Genomic DNA, 24,142 nt, shown 5'->3' on the forward strand with positions numbered 1-24,142 from the left:
CGGCGAGAGCCGGCCGCCCCCGGGCCGCCCCCGGGCCGCGCCCGGGCCGCGCCCGGCCGCGCTGCATCGTGCGACGCCGGATTGCCTTGGGGAAATGCGGTAGCGCAAGCGAAGCGGTAAGCGCGCTTTGACGGTTTTTCGTGTCCTTGAAATCAATATCGCTCACCGCGTATAACCTTTTAGGTAAGTAAAGTTCCTGGCGGTTTTTCGGGCGAGTTTCGCGCGGCAGCGCTGTGATGCGACAGGACAGAAAGGTGAAGCAATGAGCGCCGTTACCTTGTTCGCATGGTCCGTTCCGGCGTACTTCCAGGATTCCGTGGTCGACCACACATGGGTGACGACCTACGACAGCCGCGTGAAGATTTACCCGGCGCTGGCGGATGTTCTGATCGCTGGAGAGCACTATTGGTACAGCTGGGGCAGCTTCCACGCCCAAGGCGGGACGCCGGTCAGCGCGGATGGATTTTTGGCTTCCGCCGTGGCAAATCTACTTTATGCTGGTTGTCTATGTAAGCCCGATGTGGACTCGAGCATCGATCCGGCCGCTCGGGGAACGATATTCAGCTATGGTCGCGATGGCGTATGCCATCAGCTGTCGAACCAGATTCTTTGGGCGACCGGCGGCGGTGGAGTGGCTCCGGTTACGGTCCGCCTGTCCAGGGGTTACTGGTTGAGCAACGCGATCTTCGGAACATACGGCAAGCAGCATGCTGCATGGGCGAGCAAAATGATTCAGTGCTCGACACCAGGCGGGAGTAACACCATGAAGCCAGGACATCAGGAGTCCGATGTCGACGATTTTCAGCAGCATCTTCAGGCGACCTTGAAGGGGCCTGACGCGGACGCGAAGATCAAGGCGTTGATGACGCATCGGCGCGCGTTCATGGTGCAGGTCGAGCGCTTGCAATACGCCCCGCAGGGCAGCGATGCTCCGTCGGCCTCGGAGCTGAACCAGGCCTATTCGTCTTTTCTCCGCGATGCTGCCGACATTCTGGGTGCCGAAGACTTCGAGCGCGTCTTCGGCGAACGCCCGAAGGATCAGATGAACGTCGTCGATCCTTCGGTATACGAGCAAAGTGTCCATCGGCCGCTGCCAAAATGATCGAGCCATGGTTGGACTTGCGCGTTCTTCGCGGAGGAAGTTGGCCGCTTCGGGGAGCGCGTCTCAGACGCGTTTTGCAATCACGGTCGTCGAACTCGCAATGTCGAGATTCTTTTTTGCGCTTAGCTGCTTCACGAACGATCGATTCAGCAACGTCGGCGGTCCCTGCAGAATTTCTTCGACCGTGAGCGCCTTGAATTCCTTCAGGGCATCTTCGTCGAGACCTTCCGCCCATTCGCTCATGATCCAGTAAATCGACCAAATGGCCGTGGTCGATTCCGGCACGTACACGCGTTCAGCTTTGATCGCGGATCCGAAGAGATTGAGAATCCCCTCCGCCGTCATGTTGTAGTAGTGATGCGGGTAGCCGTGAGTGGGTTGGGTGAGCGGAACGACCACGACGAGATCGCCTCCCGGCTTCAACACGCGAAGAATTTCTTTGGCCGCGGTGAATGGGTCCTTCACATGTTCGAGCACATTCAGCGACAACAGGCCATCGAACGATGCGTCTTTGAATGGCAGAACTTCGCCGACCCCTCGCACATCAGTTGAGGGATAGTTGGTGATATCGAAATTGATCACATTTTCGTAGACCGCGGGACGGCTGCCGGCCCCACAATCCAGAATGATCCCCGACGGATGGCGCTCGATCATGCTCAGCGCGTCCTGGTCGTACAGATTGCTTCCAGCCAGCTCAGAGTCATAAATGTCGAACTGGGAGCGCAGATCGGGCGACAAGAAATCGAAGAACTTTCCGTCGTCACTGAATGGCATATCGGTGCGAAGGACAGACTCGATTCTTTTCCTTCGTTCCAGCCTGGACTGAGCGGCCACCTGCGCATCTTGCCTGCGATGACTTTCGGAGATGCCGAACACTTCGAAATGCGATCTTCCCGATCGTAATGCGCCGAGCCTGATAGCCTCAGCGACATCCGGATTTGCGGCGAGATAGGCCTGCTCGCAAAAATTCAACGCGGTAACGCATTCAAGCGCTTGATCCATGTCGGTCCTCGGAAACGTTTGGAATTCGGCTCGCCGATTATAGCGATGTGAGATTTCCGGGAGCGGCTGGTTTTTTGTCGTTGTCGAACGGGGTGGTTCGAGGGAAGTGCGGGGCGCTTTGGTCCCGCATGGAAGGCAGATAGGCAACAAAAAGCCCCGCAGCGCGACGCGTACGGGGCTTTTTATGAGCGAACCTGGGAGCCGGTTGGGCTCTGCTTGGTCCCCCTGACAGGAATCGAACCTGTATCTAGCGCTTAGGAGGCACTTGTTCTATCCATTGAACTACAGGGAGAGGGCCGGACAGCTCGGCGAGAACTCGTCGAGTCCAGACTGACCAGCGAGCGCAGAGTATATCAAACCGGCGCGGGCAAAAGGAGAGCCACGCCAGGGGCCGCCCGCGCCTCCCACGAATGCCAGAAAAACAAACGGCCCCGCAGACATCGCCTGCCGGGCCGTGCAAACCACCTGACCATCTGGCGAAGCGCTCGCAACCGCGCCCATCGCCCGATGTCATCCCAACTTTAAAACTCCACCACCGCGAACTCCGCCTTGCCCACGTCGCACAGCGGGCAGCGCCAGTCTTCGGGGATGGCGGCGAAACGCGTACCCGGCGCGATGCCTTCTTCGGGCAGACCGTCTTCCTCGTTATAGATCCAGCCGCAAATCAGGCAGACCCAGCTCTTGTATTCCGTCACTTCGATTACTTCGCTCACGACACACTCTCTCGTTCAATGCAATGGCCGGCTTACTCTGCCCCTTTTTGGGGCGCGCGGCGACCCGCAATATTACCGGAATTTGTCAAATCAGCCGCAGACGACCGACGCGGCTCCGCCGCAACGCATCGGCGGCGTGCCCGCGCTCGCGCGACGGGCCTCGTCACACAAGGCGTGTACGCTTCCATCTGCAAGCTAACTGATTGGACAGAAGTGGCGCCCGGCTGGCATCTATTGCGACCATCGGTCTCAGGCGAGGCCGCTGGCGGCGCCGGATCGCCGGATTTCGTTTCCAAAGGAGAAAACCATGTTTAAAAACAGGTGGTTGGTCGGCATCGCGGCAACTGGGCTGCTCGCCGCGTCGGGCGTGGCGCAGGCGGCGGGTGTGTACTTCGTGCAGCCGGCGGACGGCGCGACCGTCAGCAATCCGGTGCACGTCGTGTTCGGCCTCGACGGCATGAAGATCGCACCCGCCGGCACGATGACGGAGGGCACCGGCCATCATCACCTGCTGATCGACGGCAAGCCGCTGCCGAAGGGCGAGGTCGTCCCCGCCACCGACAAGTCGCTGCACTTCGGCAAAGGCCAGACCGAGACCGATCTGACACTGCCGCCGGGCGACCATACGCTGACGCTGCAATTCGGCGACGGTGCGCATCGCTCGTATGGCCCGGAGATGAGCAAGACGATCACGGTGCACGTCAAGTAAGCCGCTGTCCGAAAGGCGGGCGCGCGTCGCTCGCCCACGCCGCACGCGTTGCCCGTCGCGGCGCGGGCCGCATTGTGCGCGTGTGTTCCCGCCCGGCGTACAGGCGAGCGGCGCCGCGCCCGGTACAATGAGCAGTTCCGACTCATTGCTGTCTTCTTCCATTCCCATGTCGCTTTACACCATTACCGGAGCCCAGCTGGCGTTCGGTCACGTCGCGCTGCTCGACCACGCGGACTTCTCGCTCGAAGCGGGAGAGCGAGTCGGGCTGATCGGGCGCAACGGCGCGGGCAAGTCGTCGCTGTTGAAAATCGTCGCCGATCTGACCAAACCCGACGACGGCCTCGTCACTCGTCAGCAGCATCTGAGCACGGTCTACGTGCCGCAGGAGCCCGAGTTCGACGCCGACGACACCGTGTTCGACGCGGTCGCCGCCGGTCTCACCGAGGCGCGCGCGCTGCTCGACGAATACGACGCGGTCGCGCATCAGCTCGCCGACACACCCGAGGGCGCCGAGCACGACGCATTGCTCGCGCGCATGAACACGCTGCAATCGTCGCTGGACGCTGCGGACGCATGGAACTGGAGCACCCGCGTCGCGACCACGCTGCAGCAGATCGGCCTGAACGGCGAAGCGCGCGTCGGCTCGCTGTCGGGCGGCATGCAGAAGCGCGCCGCGCTCGCGCGCGCGCTCGTCGTGCAGCCCGATGTGCTGCTGCTCGACGAGCCGACCAACCATCTCGACTTCGACGGCATCCGCTGGCTCGAAGATCTGCTGGTGTCGCTGCGCGCGGGGCTGCTGTTCATCACGCACGATCGCGCGTTTCTCGACCGCGTCGCGACGCGTATCGTCGAACTCGATCGCGGGCGGCTGCTGTCGTATCCGGGCAATTTCTCCGCGTACCAGACGCGCAAGGCACAGCAGCTCGAAGTCGAGCGCATCGAGAACGATAAGTTCGACAAGCTGCTCGCGCAGGAAGAAGTGTGGATCCGCAAGGGCGTCGAGGCGCGCCGCACGCGCAGTGTCGGCCGGATCGCGCGGCTCGTGCAGATGCGCAACGATCGCGCCGAGCGCCGCAATGTGCAGGGCAACGTGAAGCTCGACGTCGGCCAGGGCGAGAAGTCCGGCAAGATCGTCGCCGAACTGACGGACGTGACGAAGCGCTACGGCGAGCGCACGGTGGTGGACCGCTTCACCGCCACAGTGATGCGCGGCGACAAGATCGGCTTCGTCGGTCCGAACGGCGCGGGCAAGACCACGTTGCTGAAGCTGATCCTCGGCGCACTCGCGCCGGACGAGGGCAACGTGCGTGTAGGCACGAATCTGCAGGTCGCGTATTTCGATCAGATGCGCGCGGCGCTCGATCTGGAAAAGAGTCTCGCCGACACGATCAGCCCGGGCAGCGAGTGGGTCGAAGTCAACGGCCAGAAGAAGCACGTGATGAGCTATCTGGGCGACTTCCTGTTCGCGCCGGAGCGCGCGCGCTCGCCGGTCAAGTCGCTCTCCGGCGGCGAGCGCAACCGGCTGTTGCTCGCGCGGCTGTTCGCGCGCCCGGCCAACGTGCTGGTGCTCGACGAACCCACCAACGACCTCGACATTCCGACGCTCGAACTGCTCGAAGAATTGCTGATCGACTACGACGGCACGGTGCTGCTCGTCAGCCACGACCGCGCGTTTCTCGATAACGTGGTGACGTCGGTGATCGCATCGGAAGGCGGCGGCAAGTGGCGCGAATACGTCGGCGGCTTCACGGACTGGCAGACGCAGCGCGATCGCTCCGAGCAACTCGCGCGCGAAGCGCAGAAAGAGGCGAGCAAGGAAGCGCCGAAAGAAACGGCAACGAAGGAAAGCACGGCGGGCCGCAATGCGCAGCGAACGGTGAAGCTGTCGTTCAAGGAGCAGCGCGAACTGGAGGCGCTGCCGAAAATGATCGCCGACCTCGAAGCCGAGCAGAAGGCGATCGGCGCGCAGCTCGAAGACGGCTCGGTGTTCGCGAAGGATGCACGCGAAGGTGCGCGTCTGACCGAGCGCTATGCCGAAATCGACGAAGAGCTGATGCTCGCGCTCGAACGCTGGGACGAACTGGAAAACCGCGTCAAGTGATGCAACGCGGTGCGGGCGCCGCGCTCTGCTCGCATGATCCGACGCGGCGTGCGCGGCCGGCACAAAAACAACAGAAAACGCCGCCGCGCACTGCACGGGAATTCGGCGGGCGCACGCCCGTGCAATTCCGCCGACACCTATCGCGCCGCCATCCCGCGCGCCTTCCATCCTTCGGCGCGTGTCCTGCGGCGCTCGCCGCGCCTTATCCGGTCGGCCAATTCAGCGCGACGTCAATTGCCGCCGTGTTCTAAATCAGTACAATACCCCGCGAACGGGCTTCCCCAGCGGGCTGTGCGTCTACGTCCGGCCTTCGAGCGCGTCAGCGCAAGCCGCACGACAAAACAGCTTGCCCGCATCGTGGGCGCCCCACCTAACCCCGTTGTTTCGTTTCGCTTTTTTTGAAAACTCAACGCATTGTCCACGGCCCTGTCCACAGGACCTGTGGACAACGATGAACCGACGCACCGAGTCAATCATGTCTACGAAAAAGCCAAACGCCGCGTATAGCGAAGCGTCGATCAAGGTGTTGAAGGGTCTGGAGCCGGTCAAGCAACGACCCGGCATGTACACCCGCACCGAGAATCCGCTGCACATCATTCAGGAAGTCATCGACAACGCATCGGACGAAGCCCTCGGCGGCTACGGCCGGCAAATCACGGTCACGCTGCACGCGGACCATTCGGTCTCGGTCGACGACGACGGCCGCGGCATTCCGTTCGGCCTGCACCCCGACGAGGGCGTGCCGGTCGTCGAGATCGTTTTCACGCGCCTGCATGCGGGCGGCAAGTTCGACAAGGCCGCCGGCGGCGCCTATACGTTCTCGGGCGGTCTGCACGGCGTCGGCGTGTCGGTCACGAACGCGCTGTCCACGCGGCTCGACGTCACCGTGTGGCGCGACGGCAAGGTCGCCGAATTGAGCTTTGCGCACGGCGACGTCGCGAAGCCGCTCGAAGTGCGTGCCGCCACCAGGGCCGACAAAAAATCCGGCACGCGCGTGACCGCGTGGGCCGATCCGAAATACTTCGATTCGCCGAACCTGCCGCTCGGTGAATTGCAGCGTCTGTTGCGCTCGAAGGCGGTGCTGCTGCCGGGCGTCGAAGTCACGCTCGTCAACGAGAAAACCGGCGAGCAGCAAAGCTGGAAATACGAAGACGGCCTGCGCGGCTATCTGCTCGAAGGCATGAACGGCAGCGATCTGCTGATCCCGCTGTTCGAGGGCGAGCGCTACGCGGAAAGCTCGCGTTCGAGCGAAGAGACGTTCGCCGAAGGCGAGGGCGCGGCGTGGGTCGTCGCGTGGAGCGAGGAAGGGCCGCTCATGCGCGAGTCGTACGTGAACCTGATTCCGACGCCAGCGGGCGGCACTCATGAGTCGGGTCTGCGCGACGGTCTTTACCAGGCGGTCAAGAGCTTCGTCGAGTTGCACAACCTGCAGCCGAAGGGAGTGAAGCTGCTCGCCGAAGACGTGTTCGCGCGCGTGTCGTTCGTGCTGTCGGCAAAGGTGCTCGATCCGCAGTTTCAAGGGCAGATCAAGGAGCGCCTGAATAGCCGCGATGCGGTCAAGCTGGTGTCGTCGTTCGCGCGGCCGGCGCTCGAACTGTGGCTGAACCAGCACGTCGAGCACGGCAAGAAACTCGCGGACCTCGTGATCAAGCAGGCGCAGGCGCGCACGCGCGCGGGGCAGAAGGTCGAGAAGCGCAAGAGCTCGGGTGTCGCGGTGCTGCCCGGCAAGCTGACCGATTGCGAATCGACGGAAATCGCGCGCAACGAACTGTTCCTCGTCGAGGGCGACTCGGCGGGCGGCTCCGCGAAGATGGGTCGCGACAAGGAATACCAGGCGATCCTGCCGCTGCGCGGCAAGGTGCTGAACACGTGGGAAACCGAGCGCGATCGCCTGTTCGCGAATAACGAGGTGCACGACATTTCGGTGGCGATCGGCGTCGATCCGCACAATCCGGACGACAAGGTCGATCTGTCGAATCTGCGCTACGGCAAGATCTGCATTCTGTCGGACGCGGACGTCGACGGCTCGCACATTCAGGTGCTGCTGCTCACGCTGTTCTTCAAGCATTTCCCGCAGCTGATCGAGCGCGGCCATGTGTGCGTCGCGCGTCCGCCGCTGTTTCGCGTCGATGCGCCCGCGCGCGGCAAGAAGCCCGCGCAGAAGCTCTACGCGCTCGACGAAGGCGAGCTCGAGGCGATTCTCGACAAGCTGCGCAAGGACGGCGTGCGCGACAACCAGTGGTCGATCAGCCGCTTCAAGGGTCTCGGCGAAATGAGCGCCGAGCAGCTGTGGGACACGACGATGAATCCCGACACGCGCCGCCTGCAACCGGTCGCGCTCGGCGAACTCGACTACGACGCGACCGTCGCGCGCATGACGATGCTGATGGGCAAGGGCGAAGCGGCGTCGCGCCGCAGCTGGCTCGAAGAGAAGGGCAACGAAGTGGAAGCGGACATCTGAGCGCGTTGCGCCTCGGTTTCAACTTCATGCGGCATACGACACTTCAAGCCAAACACGGACACGGAATCTAGATGGACGACGATAACACTCTCGACCTTTTCAACGAGCCGCCTCCCCCGGAAGGCGACTATCTGACGCTCGGCAACTACGCGGAGCGCGCGTACCTCGAGTATGCGGTCAGCGTGGTCAAGGGCCGCGCGCTGCCCGATGTCTGCGACGGCCAGAAGCCGGTGCAGCGCCGCATCCTGTTCGCGATGAACGAGATGGGTCTCGGCGACAACGCGAAGCCGGTCAAATCGGCGCGCGTGGTCGGCGACGTGCTCGGTAAGTATCACCCGCACGGCGACCAGTCCGCATACGACGCTCTCGTGCGTCTCGCGCAAGACTTTTCGATGCGCTATCCGCTGATCGACGGCCAGGGCAACTTCGGCTCGCGCGACGGCGACGGCGCGGCGGCGATGCGTTACACCGAAGCGCGCCTCACGCCGATCGCGAAGCTGCTGCTCGCCGAAATCGACCAGGGCACGGTCGACTTCATGCCGAACTACGACGGCTCGTTCGAAGAGCCGAAGACGCTGCCGGCACGTCTGCCGTTCGTGCTGCTCAACGGCGCATCGGGTATCGCGGTGGGTCTCGCAACCGAAATCCCTTCGCACAACCTGCGCGAAGTCGCGGGCGCGGCAGTCGCGCTGATCCGCAATCCGAAGCTGTCGCATGCCGAGCTGATGCAGCATGTGCCCGGTCCTGACTTCCCCGGCGGCGGCCAGATCATTTCGAGCGAAGCGGAAATCGCCGCGGCGTACGAAACCGGCCGCGGCAGCCTGAAGGTACGCGCGCGCTGGAAGATCGAAGACCTCGCGCGCGGTCAATGGCAGCTCGTGATCACCGAACTGCCGCCCAATACGGCCGCGCAGAAGGTGCTCGAGGAAATCGAAGAACAGACCAATCCGAAGATCAAGCTCGGCAAGAAGGCGCTGACGCCCGAGCAGTTGCAGACGAAGCAAACGCTGCTCGCGCTCGTCGACGCGGTGCGCGACGAATCGGGCAAGGACGCGCCGGTGCGCCTCGTGTTCGAGCCCAAGTCGAGCCGCATCGATCAGACCGAGTTCGTCAACACGTTGCTCGCGCATACGAGTCTCGAATCGAACGCACCGTTGAACATGGTGATGGTCGGCGGCGACGGCCGGCCGCGTCAGAAGGGCTTGAGCGAAATCCTGCACGAGTGGATCGCGTTCCGTTTCGCGACGGTGACACGCCGCACGCGGCATCGTCTGTCGAAGGTCGACGACCGGATCCATATTCTCGAAGGCCGGATGATCGTCTTCCTGAATATCGACGAAGTCATCCGCATCATTCGCGAATCGGACGAGCCGAAGGTCGCGCTGATGGCCGCGTTCGGCCTCACCGACCGCCAGGCCGAAGACATCCTCGAAATCAGGCTGCGTCAGTTGGCGCGCCTCGAGAAGATCAAGATCGAGAAGGAACTGGCCGAACTGCGCGAAGAGAAGACCAGGCTCGAAGAGTTGCTCGGCAGCGAGTCGGCGATGAAGCGCCTGCTGATCAAGGAAATCGAAGCCGACGCGAAGCAGTACGGTGACGAGCGTCGCACGCTGATCCAGCAGGAAAAGCGCGCGACGTTCGAAGCGCGCGTGGTCGACGAGCCGGTCACGGTCGTTGTATCGCAGAAGGGCTGGGTGCGCGCGCTGAAGGGCCACGGGCTCGACACCGCGGGCTTTACCTTCAAGGCCGGCGATGGCCTCTACGCAGCGTTCCAGTGCCGCACGCCGGACACGCTGATCGCGTGGGGCAGCAACGGGCGCGTCTATTCGGTCGCGGTCGCTCAACTGCCGGGCGGACGAGGCGACGGCGTGCCGGTCACGTCGCTGATCGAGCTCGAATCGGGCAGCCATCTGATGCACTACTACGCGGCGTCGGCGGAACAGGCGCTGCTGCTCGCGTCGAGTAACGGCTTCGGCTTCATCGCGAAGGTCGGCGACATGGTGAGCCGCGTGAAGGCCGGCAAGTCGTTCATGACGATCGACGCCGGTGCCGCGCCGCTCGCGCCGATGCCGATGCTGCCGGATGCCGCGCAGGTTGCGTGTCTGTCGTCGGGCGGGCGTCTGCTCGTGTTCGGCCTCGACGAGATGAAGACGTTGTCGGGCGGTGGCCGTGGCGTCACGCTGATGGCGCTCGACGACACCGAAACGCTCGTGCAGGCGCTCGCGATCAACAAGGCCGGCGTGATGCTGATCGGCACGCGCCGTGGCGGACGCGTCGACGAGGAGAAGCTGGCCGGCGCCGAGCTTGCGGCGCATGTCGGCAAGCGTGCGCGCAAGGGACGCGCGCCCGACAGCAAGATGAAGCTCGACGGCATGCGTCCGGTGCTGCCGGCTTAGTCGTAAAGTGGTGTCGATTTAACGAAGTTTGACGCTGTAAAACCACGGGCGCCTGCTAGCATGCGGGGCACTCGCGGTCTGTCGCAATAAAGTCCGTCGCGCGAAGGGTGTGGAAGCAAACGGGGCGCGGCGGCCTCGCGGTCGGATCATGGTGCCGCGATCACCACCACAAAATACGACGCAATAGACGTCGATACCCGGAACTGCCTGCATCACGTATGGTCGAACGCGCTCAGTTGCTGCTGAGCGGGATCAAGTGTCCTAAACGGTGTGGCGTCGTCGGGAGAGGAAAACTATATGAACAAGGCTATCGAAGTCGCGCTTTTTCTACATCTGCTCGGGGTGGCGGTGTGGGTCGGCGGTATGGTGTTCGCGCATTTCTGCCTGCGCCCGGCGCTCGGCGATCTGTCGCCGCAACTGCGCCTGCCGCTGTGGGAGTCGGTGTTCGGCCGCTTCTTCAACTGGGTCGGGGTGTCGGTACTCGTGATCCTGATCAGCGGCGGCTTCCTGCTGATGCAGTTCGGCGGCGGTCATGCTACCTGGCCGCTGCATGCGATGGCCGGTCTTGGCATCGTGATGATGCTGATCTTCGGGCATATCCGCTTCGCGGTGTATCCGCGCATTCGCCGCGCGGTGCAGGCGCAGAAGTGGCCCGATGGCGCGCAGGCGGTTGCTACGGTCCGCCGTCTGGTGCTGATCAATCTCGTGCTGGGTGTCGTGACGATCGGCGTCGCGGTGCTGTCGCGCGGATTCTGATCCTCTGATCGCCTGACTACGAACGGCGCATCAGGCGTCGTGCGGCCCGCGACGCGTCACGTCGTGGCGCCGTACGCGAGCCACAAGCCGCACGCCACCGCCACCGTTCCGTACACGGCATACACCGGCACCTTCAGCTTCGCGAAGCACATCGCGGAGAACGTCGCGGTCAGCAGATAGATCGGCTCCAGCGGTACGCGCACCGCAATGCGCAGTACCGCGACCGCGAGAAACGCGGTCGTGACCGCGCGCAGAATCCTCATGCCGTGCTCGAAGCGCGGGTTCGCCTTCAACTGATGCAGATGCCGCTGCGCGAGCACCACGAGGCAGCCCGACGGCACGAACAGCGCGAGCGTCGCGATCAGCGCGCCGAGCCAGCCATCGACGAGATAACCGAAGAACGGCACCACGTTCAGCAAGGGTCCAGGCGACAACGGCGACAGCGTAAACGCGAGCGTGAAGTCGTTATCGGATACGCCGATCGCGGGCGTGACGAATAGCGTCTTCAACACCGGCAACGCCGAGAAGCCGCCGCCGAACAGCGTCATGCCGGCGCCCGCGAGGCGCGGCCACAGCAGCGCGAGGTCATAGCGATGCGGCAGCGGCAGCGCAAACAGCACGAGCAGCGCGCCAAGCGCGGCCAGCAGCCGATAGTCGCCGCGTTGGAACGACAACGCGAGTCGCGAGTCGCGCTCGGGACTCGCGACCCAGCCGGTGCCGAAGGCCGCGCCGAGCATCATCACATACGCCGCGGCGCTGTGCGCATAGAACAGCGCGACGCTGCCGAGCAGCGCCGCCGTCCATTCGAGCTTGCCGCGCACGAGCGCGCGCGTCTGCTTGTACCAGGTGACCGCGATCAGCGTCGCGAGCACGACGCTGAAGTGATGCAGCAAGGTTTGCGATGCGATCGTGTGCACGATGGGCGTGCGGTAGAAGATCGCGAACAGCGTCATCAACGTGAAGAAGGGCAGCACGCTCGCGACGCCGGCGACCCACGCGCCCGCGCGTCCGCGCAGCGCGTGCCCGAGTTGCACGGCGACGTTGCAGCCGACGGGTCCCGGCACCATCCACGCGAGCGCGATCAGATCCGAGAACGCCATGCGCGACAGCCGCCCCTCGCGTTCCACGTAGTGATGCTCGAGCTGCGCCATCAACGCGAGGCCGCCCCAAGACAGCGCCGACAGGCCGCACACGACCCGGAACAGCGTCCATAGCGGCTCCCGTTGCCCCCGGCGGGCAGCTTCCTCGCTGGTGATGGTTTGCATCGGCGCTGCGGGGGCCCACGGCGCGGGCGCCCGTCCTTTAATTGTTGGTGCTGGATACGCTGCTTGCGCTGTCGGCTTCGTGCGTGGCGCGGCGGCCGCTGACGTTGTTCATACCGCATACCCCGAAGCGTTCAAGCAGTGCCGGGATCGCCTCCACCGGCACCGGACGGGAGAACAGGAAGCCCTGCGCCTCGATATGGCCGAGCGCGGCCAGCCACGCAATCTGCTCTTCGGTCTCCGTGCCTTCGACCACCACCGTGAGCCCGAGCGAGCGCGCGAGGTTGACGATCGCGGTGACCATCACGCAGACGCTGCGGTCGCCCGGAATCGCCTGGACGAATGAGCGGTCCACCTTCAAGGTATCGACGGCGAAGCGGTTCAGATAGGAAAGCGAGGAGTAGCCGGTGCCGAAATCGTCGAGCGCGATGCGTACGCCGAGACGCTTCAACGCGAAGATTTTTTCGGAGACGACTTCTGGAAATTCCATCATCGCCGTCTCGGTGATTTCGAGTTCGAGGCGGCGCGCGGAGATGCCGGTTTCCTCGATCGCGCGCGAGATCGTTTCGAACAGGTCGCCGCGCCAGAACTGCACCGCCGAAATGTTCACCGCGAGCGACAGCGTGTCGTAACCCTGCTGCTGCCATTGCGCGAGCTGACGGCAGGCGGTCTCGATCACGAAGTCGCCGATCGGCACGATCAGGCCGGTCGACTCGGCCACTGGGATGAATTCGTTGGCCGGGATCAGTCCGTGCTGCGGATGATTCCAGCGCACCAGCGCTTCGAAGCCGGTGATGCAGCGGCGCGTCAGATCGATTTTCGGCTGATAGGCGAGAAACAGTTGCCCCTCGGCCAATGCGACGCGCAGCTGCTGTTCCCACTTCATCAGATGGTCCGCGCGATGCGACAGATGCGGCGAATAGAACTGGTAGCAGTTCTTGCCGGCGTCCTTCGCGCTGTACATCGCGAGGTCGGCTTTCTTCAGCAGGTCGATCTCGCTTTCGTTGACGACCGAGTACAGCGCGATGCCGATGCTCGCATGCAGCACGAAAGAGCTGCCGCGCACCTCGAACGGCTTCGAGAACGCAATGCCCGCGGCTTCGGCGAGAGTGACCGCGCGCTTCTCGACATCGTCGCCCTTGATCACGACGACGAACTCGTCGCCGCCGATGCGCGACAGCGTGCCGTTGTCGCCGACCGCGGTGGCGAGACGCGAGGCCGTCATCTGCAGCACGATGTCGCCGGCGTTGTGGCCGAGCGTGTCGTTGACGGTCTTGAAGTTGTCGAGGTCGATAAACAGAATCGCTAGGCGGCCCAGATTGAACGGCTGCGCGACGTCGTGGCGCAGCGCCTGCAGCGTCGCATAGCGATTGCGCAGGCCGGTCAACAGATCGTATTCGACGAGGTGGGTCATCTCGCGCTCGCGGCCGAGCAGCTTGCCGATCAGGCCGGTTGCGACCGCGAAGAAGCTGAGCATCGCGAGCGAGATGAAGCCCGCCATCAACAGATAGACGTTGCGCGTGTGGTTGTAGTCGGCGAATTCTTCGCCCTGCGAAAGACCGACGAGCACGCCGAGCGGATAGCCGTCGATGTGCCTGTACGACACGATACGCGTGACGTTGTCGATCGAATCGACATAGGTGCCCGACACGTGCTCGGAGGTCGGATACGTGCCGCTCGCGGTGAACGTGCCGCTCGCCTTGTTGGCGTTGCCGGTGCGCCGCGCGAGCACGGTGCCGTTGTCCGAGATCACCGCGATCACGCCTTCGCGGCCGATCGCCGCGTTGTTGTAGAAGTCCGACGTGAAGTAGCTCGGGTCTTCGGAGACCACCACGACGCCCGCGAACGAGCCGTCGGCATGGTTCAGACGCCGCGTCATCTGCAGCGTCCAATGACCCGACACGCGGCCGAGCACGGGCTTGCTGATATACAGCTGGTCGTCGTTCTCGTGCTCGTGAACCTTGAAGTGCTCGCGGTCGGACAGGTCGATGTGAGCGGGGTTGAGTTCGGCCGTATTCGCGATCAGTCTGCCGTGCTCGTCGATCAGCGACACCTGCACGAGCGTTTCGCTTTGCACGACGCCTTTTTCGACCGTGCTCGCGAGATCGAAATGATTGGGCGTCTTTTCGAACTCGTACTTGACGAAGCGCGTGATCTGATCGACCTGGTGAATCGCCTTGATGGTGTGCTGTTCGAGCGCGGCGGAAAGAATTGCGGAAGACGCCATCGCTTCGCGGTACGTCGCGTCTTTCTCTACCGACAGACGCGCGAAGATCACGGTCCACAGCAGGATCAGCACGAGTACGCCGAGCGCCGGAATGACGAGCAACGCGCGTCGGCGCGTGATCATCGGATCGCGTCGCGGCCTGGCTTCGCGCGGGTCGGAGAAGCGGGACTGCGTCATCGAGCAGCCCTTGGCTGAGTGCGGGCCGCTTGCAAATGCACGGGCATCGACTGCGCGAAATAGATGGATGGCTGCATGGTGACCAAGGTGCCAAAGCTGCTGCGCGGGAGGAGAGGGCGTGGCGCCGCGGCGGACCGTCCACAGGTCATCGGATACGGTTCGATATTACTTAATGCCACTGGATTAAGGAAGCGTCCGGGCATGGGGTATACGCGGGCGCGGCGGGGGCGCTGTCCGGCTATTCATGAGGCCGGTAGGGCCGCCCCGATGAATTCGGACAACCAGGTATGGCGACGCAATAGTGCTGCGGCTTTTTGTGGTGCGAAGCGGCGACATGCGGCATTTCGCCGTGCCTGGTGCGCGAAGCCGGGTCCGCTTACGCGAGCCGGCACGTGCCGTCGACGATCGTCACCGAAGGGCCGCCGATCCAGATCTTGCCGCGCGCATCGTCGTAGTGGACCGACACGTCGCCCGCGCGCCCGAGCGCGGTGCCCTGACGTGCCGTGTAGCGCGCACCGGGCCGACGTTGCTGCAGGCTCAAGAGACCCGCGAGCGCGGCATTGGCGCTGCCCGTCACCGGGTCTTCACCGACGCCGAAGCCGCCGCCCGCCATCAGGCAACGGACCTCGAACGTTGCGGGGCCGTCTGCGTCGTGCGGTCCGTACACGGCGACGCCGTGCGTGTCGACCGCATGCACGAGCTCCGCGAGCGCCGCCGCATCAGGTTCGAGCGCGAGGCAGGCGCGCGCCGAATCGAGCCGCACGACGAGCCACGGCGCGCCGTTGTCGACCGCGCAGGGCGGCGCGCTGAAGTCGATCGCCTGACTACGTAAAGCCGTAGACAACGCCTCGTAACGATGCTCGGCGAGCGGCGTCACGCGTGCGGGCGGCGCGGCGAACGCCCATGCGCCGTGCGTATTTTCTGCGCCGTCGAGCGCTTCGAGTTCGACGAGACCCACACCGCATTGCTGGATCAGCTTGCCGGTCTGCTTCGGCTGGTAGCCGCTTTCGCGCAGAGCGTGCGCGGTGCCCAAGGTCGGATGACCCGCGAACGGCAACTCGCCGCCCGGCGTGAAGATGCGCACGCGATAGTCGGCGGCCGCATCGGTGGGCTTCAGCAGAAAGGTGGTTTCGGACAGATTGGTCCAGCGTGCGATGGCCTGCATCTGCGCGGTATCGAGCGCATCGGCGTCGAACACGACGGCAAGCGGATTGCCCTTGAACGGTGTCGACGTAAACACGTCGACCTGTTTGAAACGAACGGTGTGAGCGGACATCGACTGGCCCCGGCGCAATGGACATTGAGGGAGTTCGCGGATTCTATCCGCCCGCGCGGCGGCGATCCACCGTCGCCATAAAACAAAAACGCGCCGCCGGTGCGTGACACCCGACGGCGCGTTTGAGTCGCAATGCGTCGTGAATCACGGATGAATGTCACGCGAATTCACATGCAATGCCAAACCACTGCAAAGCTTATTCGACCTCGGCGATCAGTTCGATCTCGACGCACGCGCCGAGCGGGATCTGCGCGACGCCGAACGCCGAGCGTGCGTGCTTGCCGCGCTCGCCGAACACGTCGGCGATCAGTTCCGACGCGCCGTTCGTGACCAGATGCTGCTCGGTGAACTCGAGCGTCGAGTTGACGAGGCTCATCAGCTTGACGATGCGCGTCACGCGGTTCAGGTCGCCGACGTGCGCATGCAAGGTGGCGAGCAGATCGATCGCGATCGACCGCGCGGCAGCCTTGCCTTCGTCGGTGCCGAGCGTCGCGCCGAGCTTGCCGACCCACACCTTGCCGTCCTTCTTCGCGATGTGGCCCGACAGGTACACCGTGTTGCCGCTTTGCGCGCTCATCACATAGGCCGCTGCCGGTGCACCCGCCGTCGGCAGTTCGATGCCGAGTTCCTTGAGCTTGTCGTACACATTCGATTGAGCCATGTCGTGTCCTCGTTTCGGTGAGATTGCATGAATGCAGGCGGGGCGAAGTCCGCACGCAACACGCGTGCAAACTTCGCCCCGATGACAGTGCGGCTAACGCCGTTCAGATTTTCGCGCGCACGAGTGCGGCGAGACGCGCCACGCCTTCGTCGATTTTAGCCGGTGGCACCGTGACGAACGACAGACGCAGCGTGTTGTGCTGCGGCTCGCTCGCGAAGAACGGGGCGCCCGGCACGAACGCGACGTTTTGCGCGACCGCTTCCTCGAGCAGCTTCATGGTGTCGATCCCCGCCGGCAGATTGACCCAGATGAACATGCCGCCTTCCGGACGGTTCCAGCTGACGCCTTCGGGCATATATCGTTCGAGTGCGGTCAGCATCGCCTCGCACTGGTTGCGATACAGCTCGCGGATGGTCGGCACGTGCGTGTCGAGGAAGCCGTCCTTGATCACTTCGTGCACGATGCGCTGCGTGAAGCTCGGCGTGTGCAGGTCGGTGGCCTGCTTGGCCTGCACGAGTTTGAAGATCAATTCCTCGGGCGCGATGATGAAGCCGACGCGCAGACCCGGCGCGAGCACCTTCGAGAACGAGCCCAGATAGACGATGTGATCGGGCGCCATCGACAGCATGGTCGGCAGCGGTTCGCCCGCGTAGTCGAGTGCGCCGTAGGGGTCGTCCTCGATCACCGGGAACGGCGCGGTCTTCGCGAACTCGGCGAGCGCGCGGCGGCGTTCGACCGGCAGACGGCGGCCCGTCGGATTCTGGAAATTCGGCTGCGCGTACAGCAGACGCGCGCCCTTGATCAGTTCCGGCTGCAGACCTTCCGGGATCAGGCCCTGATCGTCGGTCGGCACCTGCACGTAGTGCGGCTCGTACATCGAGAACGATTGCAGCGCGCCGAGGTAGGTCGGCGTTTCGACCAGCACCGGGCTATCGACGCAGACGAGCACCTTGCCGAGCAGGTCGAGCGCCTGTTGCGAGCCGGTCGTGATCAGCACCTGCGACGCGCGGATCTGCGCGCCGTTGGTCGAGTAGCGCTGCGCGACCCATTCGCGCAGCGGCAGATAACCTTCGGTCGCGCTGTACTGCAGCGCCGCGGCGGGCGTGTCGCGCAGGATGCGGTCGGACGCCTCGCGCATGCGCTCGGCCGGGAAGGTGGCCGGCGAGGGCAGGCCGCCGGCGAAGGAGATGACTTCGGGCCGTTCCGTGACCTTCAGGATCTCGCGGATCGCGGAGCTCGTGAGCTTGCGCGCGCGTTCGGACAATTGCCACGTCGGGGCTTTCAGGTCGCTTTGGTCCATGATCTCCTCTGCTGGTGTTTCTGGAACCGGTCAAAAACTTCAATTATCGCGCGACTGGGCTACTGGTGCCGCTGGGGGGCCATCGGGGTTGCCACCAGGTTGCCACTGGAGCGCCCAATCACGCGCTGCTTATCCGAGGGTTCGCGGACCCTCGGGTGTTTCAAATTCGGCGACGAGCGCCGCGGCGCCGTCGGTCGGCTGAACATCGAGCAGGTGCGCGGCGCCGAGCCAGCGCAGTTGCTCGCCGATCAGTTCAGGCCGTGGATGCACGGCTTTCAATGCTTTCAGCGCGAGGTTCGTCGGCGCCAGCGACTGCGACGGATGCCGCGTCGAATCCCATTGGATCAGCGAAGGCAGCACGCCGTCGCCGGCGCCTTGCCACGCGGGGAACGACCCGTCGTCGGGCACCGTCAGGCCCCACGTGAAATCGCCGCGCGTCATCGGCACGACCGGCGCGATGCGCTGCGGATACTGCGCCTGCCACGTCGCCAGATGCTTCGGCCGCTCGACGCGCGCGACCCAATGCGACAGATACGGCCCGTTTTCGAGTCGTGCCCGCGTCGCCGGGTCGTCGAGCGCGAACAGGCGTGGGCGCGGTGCGACGCCGTCGGCTGCGTCGGCCGAGGCGCGCGGATCGATCGCGATCACTTCCAGGTAGACGCCGCCCCACAGGCCCAGCAGGCGATTATGGGTGCGCATCAGCGGATGCGCGCCGCCGCCGGCCGGGGTGACGCCGAGCGTATCGGCGACGTACTGGACGCCTTCGTCCAGCGTGCGCGCGGAGACGACGAGATGATCGAGACTGAGCGATTGGGCTGTCAGGGCTGTCATGACGGATCGACGGAAAACGCTGTTCTGCGCAGGGGCCGGTTGCGCGCCATGCTTGAAGGTTGCGCTGCCGGGGCCGTAAGCATAACCGTTTGCCGGATCGGCGGGCCATGCGGATGGTTCCGCGTTGCGTCACCACCCTTCGCTGGATTCAAATGTAACGGCCGTGACCTGCACAGTAACGGTACAATCGACGCGATACTGTTCGGTACAGTTGGAGCCCGTCATGTCCGTCCCGCTTGCGCAGATTCCCGCCCCGCACGACACCGCGTCGCTGACGCTGGTCGAACAGCTGGTCCAATGGGCGCGACGCCGCATCGAGGAGCGCGTGTTTCGCCCCGGCATGCGCATGCCGTCGATCCGCAAGCTCGCGCTCGACAAGGGCGTGTCGCGCTTCACGGTGGTCGAAGCGTACGAGCGGCTCGTCGCGCAGGGTTTTCTGGAGTCGCGGCGCGGCTCCGGCTTCTATGTGCGCGAGCGCCAGGGCGGCGCGGCGACGGTCTCCGAGCTGCGTCCGCGCGCCGAGCCGCTGCCCGCGCCGGCCAATATCGATGTCGTCTGGCTGCTGCGCAACATGCTGCACACGGGTGCCCGGCCCGAGCGCAGCCCGGGGCTTGGCTACCTGCCGGCGCGCTGGCTCGACGGCGACCTGATCACCAACGCGTTGCGCACGCTCGGCCGGCAAAGCGGCATGCAGATGCTCGGCATCGGCACCGCGCAAGGTTTCCTGCCGCTGCGCCAGCAATTGCAGACGCGGCTCGAGGAGCTGGAAATCGGCGCGTCGCCCGAGCAGATCGTGATGGTGTCCGGAATCACGCAGGCGATCGACCTGATTTCGCGCATTTACGTGAAGCCGGGCGACGCGGTGATCGTCGGCGATCCGGCCTGGTTCCAGATGTTCGGCTGCTTCGCGTCGCAGGGCGCGCGGCTCGTCGGTATGCCGTACACGCCGGACGGCCCCGATCTCGACGCGCTCGAAGCGTTAGTTCAGGAATGGCGCCCCAAAATGCTGGTGATCAACTCGGTGCTGCAGAACCCGACCGGCACGTCGCTGAGCGCCGCGCAGGCGTTCCGCATCCTGCGGCTTGCCGAGGCGTACGACTTCATCGTCGTCGAGGATGACATCTACGGCGACCTGTGCCCGCCCGGCTACCCGGGCACGCGGCTCGCGAGCCTCGATCAGTTGAAGCGCGTGATCTACCTCGGCAGCTTCTCGAAGACGCTCGCGCCGAATCTGCGCGTCGGTTTCATCGCGTGCGCGCCGGAAGTGGCGATGGTGGTCAGCAATCAGAAGATGCTGGTCGGCATGACGAGCCCCGAGTTGAACGAGCGCGTGATCTACAAGATTCTGACCGAGGGCCACTACCGGCGGCACGTCGAGCGCATTCGCGCGCGCCTCGACGGCGTGCGGGAGAGGGCCGTGCGGATGATCGAAAAGACCGGCATGAAGCTGTTCCTGACGCCAACGGCCGGCATGTTCCTATGGGCCGACACCGGCGTCGACGCGGGCGCGCTCGCCGCGGCCGGGCACGAAGCCGGCTATCTGCTGACACCGGGCGGCCTGTTTTCGCCGCAGCAGTCGCCGAGCACATGGATGCGCTTCAATATCGCCAATTGCGGCGATCCTGAATTGCCGGCGTTTCTGAGCCGCTATCTTGACGGCGTCGCGCGCCGCGCCTCTTGAAACCGCGCCGGATCGTCCCCATTTGCGCGGACGATCCGGCGAGCCGGCACGGCAGGTCCGAAGCGCGGTTCGAATCCGCTTCGGCCGCCGCCAACCCCCCATTCGCAACAGAGAGGAAGTCCGACCATGGCACAAGAAACCATGAGCTTTCAGGCAGAAGTGAAGCAACTTCTGCAACTGATGATCCATTCGCTGTACAGCAACAAGGAAATCTTTCTGCGCGAGCTGATCTCGAACGCGTCCGACGCGGCCGACAAGCTGCGCTTCGAGGCGATCGAAAACAGCGCGCTGTACGAAAACGATCCGAACCTGCGGATTCGCGTGTCGTACGACAAGGCCGCGCGCACCGTCACGATCGACGACAACGGCATCGGCATGAGCCGCGACGAAACGATCGCGCACCTCGGCACGATCGCGCGTTCGGGCACCAAGGAATTCTTCGGCAAGCTGTCGGGCGACCAGCAGAAGGACGCGGCGCTGATCGGCCAGTTCGGCGTCGGCTTCTACTCGGGCTTCATCGTCGCGGACAAGATCACCGTCGAGACGCGCCGCGCCGGCCTGGCGGCCGCCGAAGGCGTGCGCTGGGTCAGCGCGGGCGAGGGCGATTTCGCGGTCGAGACGATCGAGCGCGCCGCGCGCGGCACGACCATCACGCTGCATCTGCGCGCCGATGAGGACGAACTGCTGTCGTCGTATCGGCTGAAGTCGATCATTCAGAAGTACTCGGACCACGTCGCGCTGCCGATCCTGATGCAAAAGGAAGAGTGGGACGCGGAAAAGAGCGAGATGGTCACGAAGGACGAGGACGAGACCGTCAACCAGGCGAGTGCGCTGTGGACCCGTTCGAAGAACGACATCACCGACGATCAGTACAAGCAGTTCTACCAGCACATCTCGCACGACCATCAGGACCCGCTGACGTGGACGCATAACCGCGTCGAAGGCCGCAGCGAATACACGCAACTGCTGTACGTGCCGGCGCACGCGCCGTTCGATCTGTGGAACCGCGAGCAGCGCGGCGGCCTGAAGCTGTACGTGAAGCGCGTGTTCATCATGGACGACGCCGAGCAACTGCTGCCCACGTATCTGCGCTTCGTGAAGGGTGTGGTCGATTCGGCCGATCTGCCGCTCAACGTGTCGCGCGAAATCCTGCAGGAAAGCCGCGACGTGAAGGCGATCCGCGAAGGCGTGACCAAGCGCGCGCTGTCGATGCTCGAAGAACTGGCCAACGCGGACAACGACGCCGATAAGGAAAAGTACGCGGGCTTCTGGAAGGAATTCGGCCAGGTGCTGAAGGAAGGCATCGGCGAGGACTTCGCCAATCGCGAGCGCGTCGCGAAGCTGGTGCGCTTTGCGACGACGCATACGGGCACGGCCGAGCAGACCGTGTCGCTGGCCGACTACGTCGCTCGCATGAAGCCCGAGCAAACGAAGATCTACTACGTGACCGCCGACACCTGGCAGGCCGCGTCGAACAGTCCGCATCTCGAAGTGTTCCGCAAGAAGGGCGTCGAAGTGCTGCTGCTAACCGATCGCGTCGATGAATGGATGCTGTCGTTCCTCAACGAATTCGACGGCAAGCCGCTGCAAAGCGTTGCGCGCGGCGACCTCGATCTCGGCGCGCTGAACGACGAAGAAAAGCAGGCGCAGGAAAAGATCGGCGAGGAGTTCAAGCCGCTCGTCGAGAAGATGAAGGAAGCGCTGAAGGACAAGGCGAAGGACGTGCGTCTGACGTTCCGCCTGACCGACTCGCCGTCGTGCCTCGTCGCCGACGACGGCGAAATGAGCGGCTACCTGCAGCGCATGCTGAAGGCCGCGGGCCAGCAGGCACCGGAATTCCATCCGATCCTCGAAGTGAATCCCGAGCACGCGCTCGTGAAGGGTCTGCATGCCGATAGCGCGAATTTCGACGACTGGTGCCATCTGCTGTTCGATCAGGCACTGCTCGCCGAAGGCGGCGCGCTGGAAGATCCGGCGAGCTTCGTGAAGCGGACCAATGCGTTGCTGCTGTCGCGCGCGGGTTGAGCGAGAGCGAACGTGAGCTGGGAGCGTTGATGACGTGGTTCGATTGACGCTTCGTGGTTGAGAAATGCGCTGCTTCGGCAGCGCATTTTTTTTGGCCGTCCGGTTTGCGCCGGCTTCTTGCCCGGAGCAGCGCGCACGATGAGCGCAAACCTTGCCGCGAAAAATTGCCGTCGGAGCGCGCCGCTATAATCCGACACCATGCCTATCCGTTTCGATCCCGCCGACGCCCACTGGCGCGTCGCGCCTTTGCCCACTTTCAGCGCTGCCCAGAAAGACTGGCTGACCCGCGGCGGTTCACTGACCGCGCATCTGCGCGCGCTCGGCGCGGTCGCGGTGCGCGTGACGCGCGAAGCGGTCGCGCTGCCCTGGCCCGACGAAGCCGCCGCCCTCGCACTCGCGCCGCGCGCGCCCGTGTGGGTGCGCGAAGTGGTGCTGTCGGTCGATGGCGTGCCGTTCGTCGCCGCGCATAGCGTGACGCCGCGCGCCGCGAGCGTGGGCATCTGGCAGGCGACGCGGCGGCTGCGCACGCGGCCGCTCGCCGAGTTGCTGTACAGCGATAGCAGCGTCGCGCGTTCGTCGCTGGTGAGCCGCAGGGTGGGGGAGCGCCATCCGTTGTTTCGGCTGGCCGCGCGTGAGATCGGCGGTGGTGTGGATGCGCCGCATGCGCTGGTCGCGCGGCGCTCGGTGTTCGAGCGGCATGGCGCGCCTTTGATGGTGACCGAATGCATGTTGCCGGCACTGTGGGAGCATCTGGCCCGGCGGACCCAGGCGGAGCGCTCGGGCGCCGCGACCGAGCCGGTTTCAGGCGCGCATGTCGCGCACGCGCGGATACGCGAACACGGCCGTCCGCTCGATCACACCGCGTCGCGCGCACATGCCGCGCCGCGCACGTCGGACGACCGGAGCCGCTGATGTTGCGCGGCTTTCCCCCGGTCGTCGCGGCCGACACGCACACGCTGATACTGGGCAGTTTTCCCGGCGAAGCGTCGCTGGCTGCGGCGCAGTACTACGCGCATCCGCGCAACCAGTTCTGGAAGCTTTTGGGTACGGTTCTAGGTGAACCTGAATTGCATGAGCTTGCTTATGACGCACGTCTCGAACGCGTGCTGAAGCACGGCATCGGCATCTGGGACGTGCTCGACGCATGCCATCGCGAAGGCAGTCTCGACTCGGCGATCCGCCATGCGCAGCCGAACGACTTCGAATCATTGAGAGAGCATGCGCCGTTGCTGAAAAAAGTTTGCTTCAACGGCAAGAAGGCGGGGCGCTTTGCCGACGTCATTGGAGAGGCAGGGTACGAGACGCTCGTATTGCCTTCGTCGAGCCCCGCGAATGCGACGCTGTCGTTCGAGCAGAAGCTCTCGTGTTGGCGGGAGATTCTTTCCTGACGACATTCGGATGGAGGGTGGCGCAACGTTGCGCGGCATGCGTTGCGATCCATGACGAATCCGATCATCCGATG

Annotated in this window: 18 protein-coding genes and 1 tRNA gene; 10 read left to right on the forward strand and 9 right to left on the reverse strand. The window is 64.3% G+C overall.

Features of this window, described 5'->3' with window-relative positions; genetic code table 11:
* The first annotated feature begins 262 nt into the window (after positions 1–262).
* Positions 263–1,102, forward strand: coding sequence for a hypothetical protein (locus tag L0U84_RS04465; RefSeq protein ID WP_233848087.1), 840 nt, complete (start codon positions 263–265; stop codon positions 1,100–1,102).
* A gap of 63 nt (positions 1,103–1,165) precedes the next feature.
* On the opposite strand, the gene L0U84_RS04470 is transcribed toward L0U84_RS04465, so the two are convergent.
* The 3 genes from L0U84_RS04470 to L0U84_RS04480 all read right to left on the reverse strand — a co-directional run bounded on the left by L0U84_RS04470 (position 1,166) and on the right by L0U84_RS04480 (position 2,817).
* Positions 1,166–2,104, reverse strand: coding sequence for a class I SAM-dependent methyltransferase (locus L0U84_RS04470; protein ID WP_233848088.1), 939 nt, complete (start codon positions 2,102–2,104; stop codon positions 1,166–1,168).
* A gap of 217 nt (positions 2,105–2,321) precedes the next feature.
* A tRNA-Arg gene (locus L0U84_RS04475) sits at positions 2,322–2,396 on the reverse strand.
* 229 nt (positions 2,397–2,625) lie between these two features.
* Positions 2,626–2,817 carry a rubredoxin gene (locus L0U84_RS04480; RefSeq protein WP_129963243.1) on the reverse strand — a complete coding sequence of 64 codons (192 nt, stop codon included), beginning with the start codon at positions 2,815–2,817 and terminating at the stop codon, positions 2,626–2,628.
* 307 nt (positions 2,818–3,124) lie between these two features.
* Here L0U84_RS04480 and L0U84_RS04485 point away from each other — a divergent pair, with 307 nt between their 5' ends.
* From L0U84_RS04485 to L0U84_RS04505, 5 genes are all read left to right on the forward strand, one after another.
* Complete coding sequence (locus L0U84_RS04485) at positions 3,125–3,526, forward strand: DUF4399 domain-containing protein (protein ID WP_233848089.1); 402 nt, start codon at positions 3,125–3,127, stop codon at positions 3,524–3,526.
* Between the two features lie 166 nt (positions 3,527–3,692).
* Complete coding sequence (locus L0U84_RS04490; protein ID WP_233851933.1) at positions 3,693–5,627, forward strand: ATP-binding cassette domain-containing protein; 1,935 nt, start codon at positions 3,693–3,695, stop codon at positions 5,625–5,627.
* Positions 5,628–6,102: 475 nt separating this feature from the next.
* Complete coding sequence (locus L0U84_RS04495; RefSeq protein ID WP_233848090.1) at positions 6,103–8,088, forward strand: DNA topoisomerase IV subunit B; 1,986 nt, start codon at positions 6,103–6,105, stop codon at positions 8,086–8,088.
* 71 nt (positions 8,089–8,159) lie between these two features.
* Positions 8,160–10,484 (forward strand): DNA topoisomerase IV subunit A, encoded by a 2,325-nt coding sequence (gene parC / locus L0U84_RS04500; protein WP_233848091.1) that lies wholly within the window; start codon positions 8,160–8,162, stop codon positions 10,482–10,484.
* A gap of 297 nt (positions 10,485–10,781) precedes the next feature.
* Positions 10,782–11,240, forward strand: a complete 459-nt coding sequence (locus L0U84_RS04505; protein WP_129963239.1) for a CopD family protein — start codon at positions 10,782–10,784, stop codon at positions 11,238–11,240.
* Positions 11,241–11,296: 56 nt separating this feature from the next.
* On the opposite strand, the gene L0U84_RS04510 is transcribed toward L0U84_RS04505, so the two are convergent.
* The 6 genes from L0U84_RS04510 to L0U84_RS04535 form a co-directional block, all read right to left on the reverse strand.
* Positions 11,297–12,505 (reverse strand): chromate transporter, encoded by a 1,209-nt coding sequence (locus L0U84_RS04510; RefSeq protein ID WP_233848093.1) that lies wholly within the window; start codon positions 12,503–12,505, stop codon positions 11,297–11,299.
* A gap of 37 nt (positions 12,506–12,542) precedes the next feature.
* Positions 12,543–14,906, reverse strand: a complete 2,364-nt coding sequence (locus L0U84_RS04515; RefSeq protein ID WP_233848101.1) for a bifunctional diguanylate cyclase/phosphodiesterase — start codon at positions 14,904–14,906, stop codon at positions 12,543–12,545.
* Between the two features lie 376 nt (positions 14,907–15,282).
* Complete coding sequence (locus tag L0U84_RS04520; RefSeq protein WP_233848103.1) at positions 15,283–16,182, reverse strand: PhzF family phenazine biosynthesis protein; 900 nt, start codon at positions 16,180–16,182, stop codon at positions 15,283–15,285.
* Positions 16,183–16,378: 196 nt separating this feature from the next.
* Positions 16,379–16,843 carry a RidA family protein gene (locus L0U84_RS04525; RefSeq protein ID WP_233848104.1) on the reverse strand — a complete coding sequence of 155 codons (465 nt, stop codon included), beginning with the start codon at positions 16,841–16,843 and terminating at the stop codon, positions 16,379–16,381.
* Between the two features lie 103 nt (positions 16,844–16,946).
* Positions 16,947–18,143, reverse strand: coding sequence for an aminotransferase-like domain-containing protein (locus L0U84_RS04530; protein ID WP_233848105.1), 1,197 nt, complete (start codon positions 18,141–18,143; stop codon positions 16,947–16,949).
* A 129-nt stretch (positions 18,144–18,272) separates the two neighbouring features.
* Positions 18,273–18,974, reverse strand: coding sequence for a VOC family protein (locus tag L0U84_RS04535; protein WP_442793973.1), 702 nt, complete (start codon positions 18,972–18,974; stop codon positions 18,273–18,275).
* A gap of 223 nt (positions 18,975–19,197) precedes the next feature.
* Here L0U84_RS04535 and L0U84_RS04540 point away from each other — a divergent pair, with 223 nt between their 5' ends.
* From L0U84_RS04540 to L0U84_RS04555, 4 genes are all read left to right on the forward strand, one after another.
* On the forward strand, positions 19,198–20,655 hold the full coding sequence (locus tag L0U84_RS04540; protein ID WP_233848106.1) for an aminotransferase-like domain-containing protein: 1,458 nt from the start codon (positions 19,198–19,200) through the stop codon (positions 20,653–20,655).
* A gap of 126 nt (positions 20,656–20,781) precedes the next feature.
* Positions 20,782–22,680: a molecular chaperone HtpG gene (gene htpG / locus L0U84_RS04545; protein WP_233848108.1), complete on the forward strand. Its 1,899-nt coding sequence runs from the start codon at positions 20,782–20,784 to the stop codon at positions 22,678–22,680.
* 198 nt (positions 22,681–22,878) lie between these two features.
* Positions 22,879–23,592 carry a chorismate--pyruvate lyase family protein gene (locus L0U84_RS04550; RefSeq protein ID WP_233848109.1) on the forward strand — a complete coding sequence of 238 codons (714 nt, stop codon included), beginning with the start codon at positions 22,879–22,881 and terminating at the stop codon, positions 23,590–23,592.
* Positions 23,592–24,068 (forward strand): DNA-deoxyinosine glycosylase, encoded by a 477-nt coding sequence (locus L0U84_RS04555; protein WP_233848110.1) that lies wholly within the window; start codon positions 23,592–23,594, stop codon positions 24,066–24,068. Before L0U84_RS04550 ends, L0U84_RS04555 begins: the two co-directional genes overlap by 1 nt.
* The last annotated feature ends 74 nt before the right edge of the window (positions 24,069–24,142 follow it).

The organism is Paraburkholderia sp. HD33-4 (genome assembly GCF_021390635.1).
GTDB lineage: Bacteria > Pseudomonadota > Gammaproteobacteria > Burkholderiales > Burkholderiaceae > Paraburkholderia.

What these genes read in the sequence shown, in the direction of transcription:
- L0U84_RS04530 (WP_233848105.1), bottom strand. Translation starts at nt 18,143, where the DNA reads ATGGACCAAAGCGACCTGAAAGCCCCGACGTGGCAATTGTCCGAACGC.
- L0U84_RS04525 (WP_233848104.1), bottom strand. Translation starts at nt 16,843, where the DNA reads ATGGCTCAATCGAATGTGTACGACAAGCTCAAGGAACTCGGCATCGAA.
- L0U84_RS04510 (WP_233848093.1), bottom strand. Translation starts at nt 12,505, where the DNA reads ATGCAAACCATCACCAGCGAGGAAGCTGCCCGCCGGGGGCAACGGGAG.
- L0U84_RS04505 (WP_129963239.1), top strand. Translation starts at nt 10,782, where the DNA reads ATGAACAAGGCTATCGAAGTCGCGCTTTTTCTACATCTGCTCGGGGTG.
- L0U84_RS04520 (WP_233848103.1), bottom strand. Translation starts at nt 16,182, where the DNA reads ATGTCCGCTCACACCGTTCGTTTCAAACAGGTCGACGTGTTTACGTCG.
- L0U84_RS04465 (WP_233848087.1), top strand. Translation starts at nt 263, where the DNA reads ATGAGCGCCGTTACCTTGTTCGCATGGTCCGTTCCGGCGTACTTCCAG.
- parC (WP_233848091.1), top strand. Translation starts at nt 8,160, where the DNA reads ATGGACGACGATAACACTCTCGACCTTTTCAACGAGCCGCCTCCCCCG.
- L0U84_RS04485 (WP_233848089.1), top strand. Translation starts at nt 3,125, where the DNA reads ATGTTTAAAAACAGGTGGTTGGTCGGCATCGCGGCAACTGGGCTGCTC.
- L0U84_RS04555 (WP_233848110.1), top strand. Translation starts at nt 23,592, where the DNA reads ATGTTGCGCGGCTTTCCCCCGGTCGTCGCGGCCGACACGCACACGCTG.
- L0U84_RS04515 (WP_233848101.1), bottom strand. Translation starts at nt 14,906, where the DNA reads ATGACGCAGTCCCGCTTCTCCGACCCGCGCGAAGCCAGGCCGCGACGC.
- L0U84_RS04495 (WP_233848090.1), top strand. Translation starts at nt 6,103, where the DNA reads ATGTCTACGAAAAAGCCAAACGCCGCGTATAGCGAAGCGTCGATCAAG.
- L0U84_RS04535 (WP_442793973.1), bottom strand. Translation starts at nt 18,974, where the DNA reads ATGACAGCCCTGACAGCCCAATCGCTCAGTCTCGATCATCTCGTCGTC.
- L0U84_RS04470 (WP_233848088.1), bottom strand. Translation starts at nt 2,104, where the DNA reads ATGGATCAAGCGCTTGAATGCGTTACCGCGTTGAATTTTTGCGAGCAG.
- L0U84_RS04550 (WP_233848109.1), top strand. Translation starts at nt 22,879, where the DNA reads ATGCCTATCCGTTTCGATCCCGCCGACGCCCACTGGCGCGTCGCGCCT.
- htpG (WP_233848108.1), top strand. Translation starts at nt 20,782, where the DNA reads ATGGCACAAGAAACCATGAGCTTTCAGGCAGAAGTGAAGCAACTTCTG.
- L0U84_RS04540 (WP_233848106.1), top strand. Translation starts at nt 19,198, where the DNA reads ATGTCCGTCCCGCTTGCGCAGATTCCCGCCCCGCACGACACCGCGTCG.
- L0U84_RS04490 (WP_233851933.1), top strand. Translation starts at nt 3,693, where the DNA reads ATGTCGCTTTACACCATTACCGGAGCCCAGCTGGCGTTCGGTCACGTC.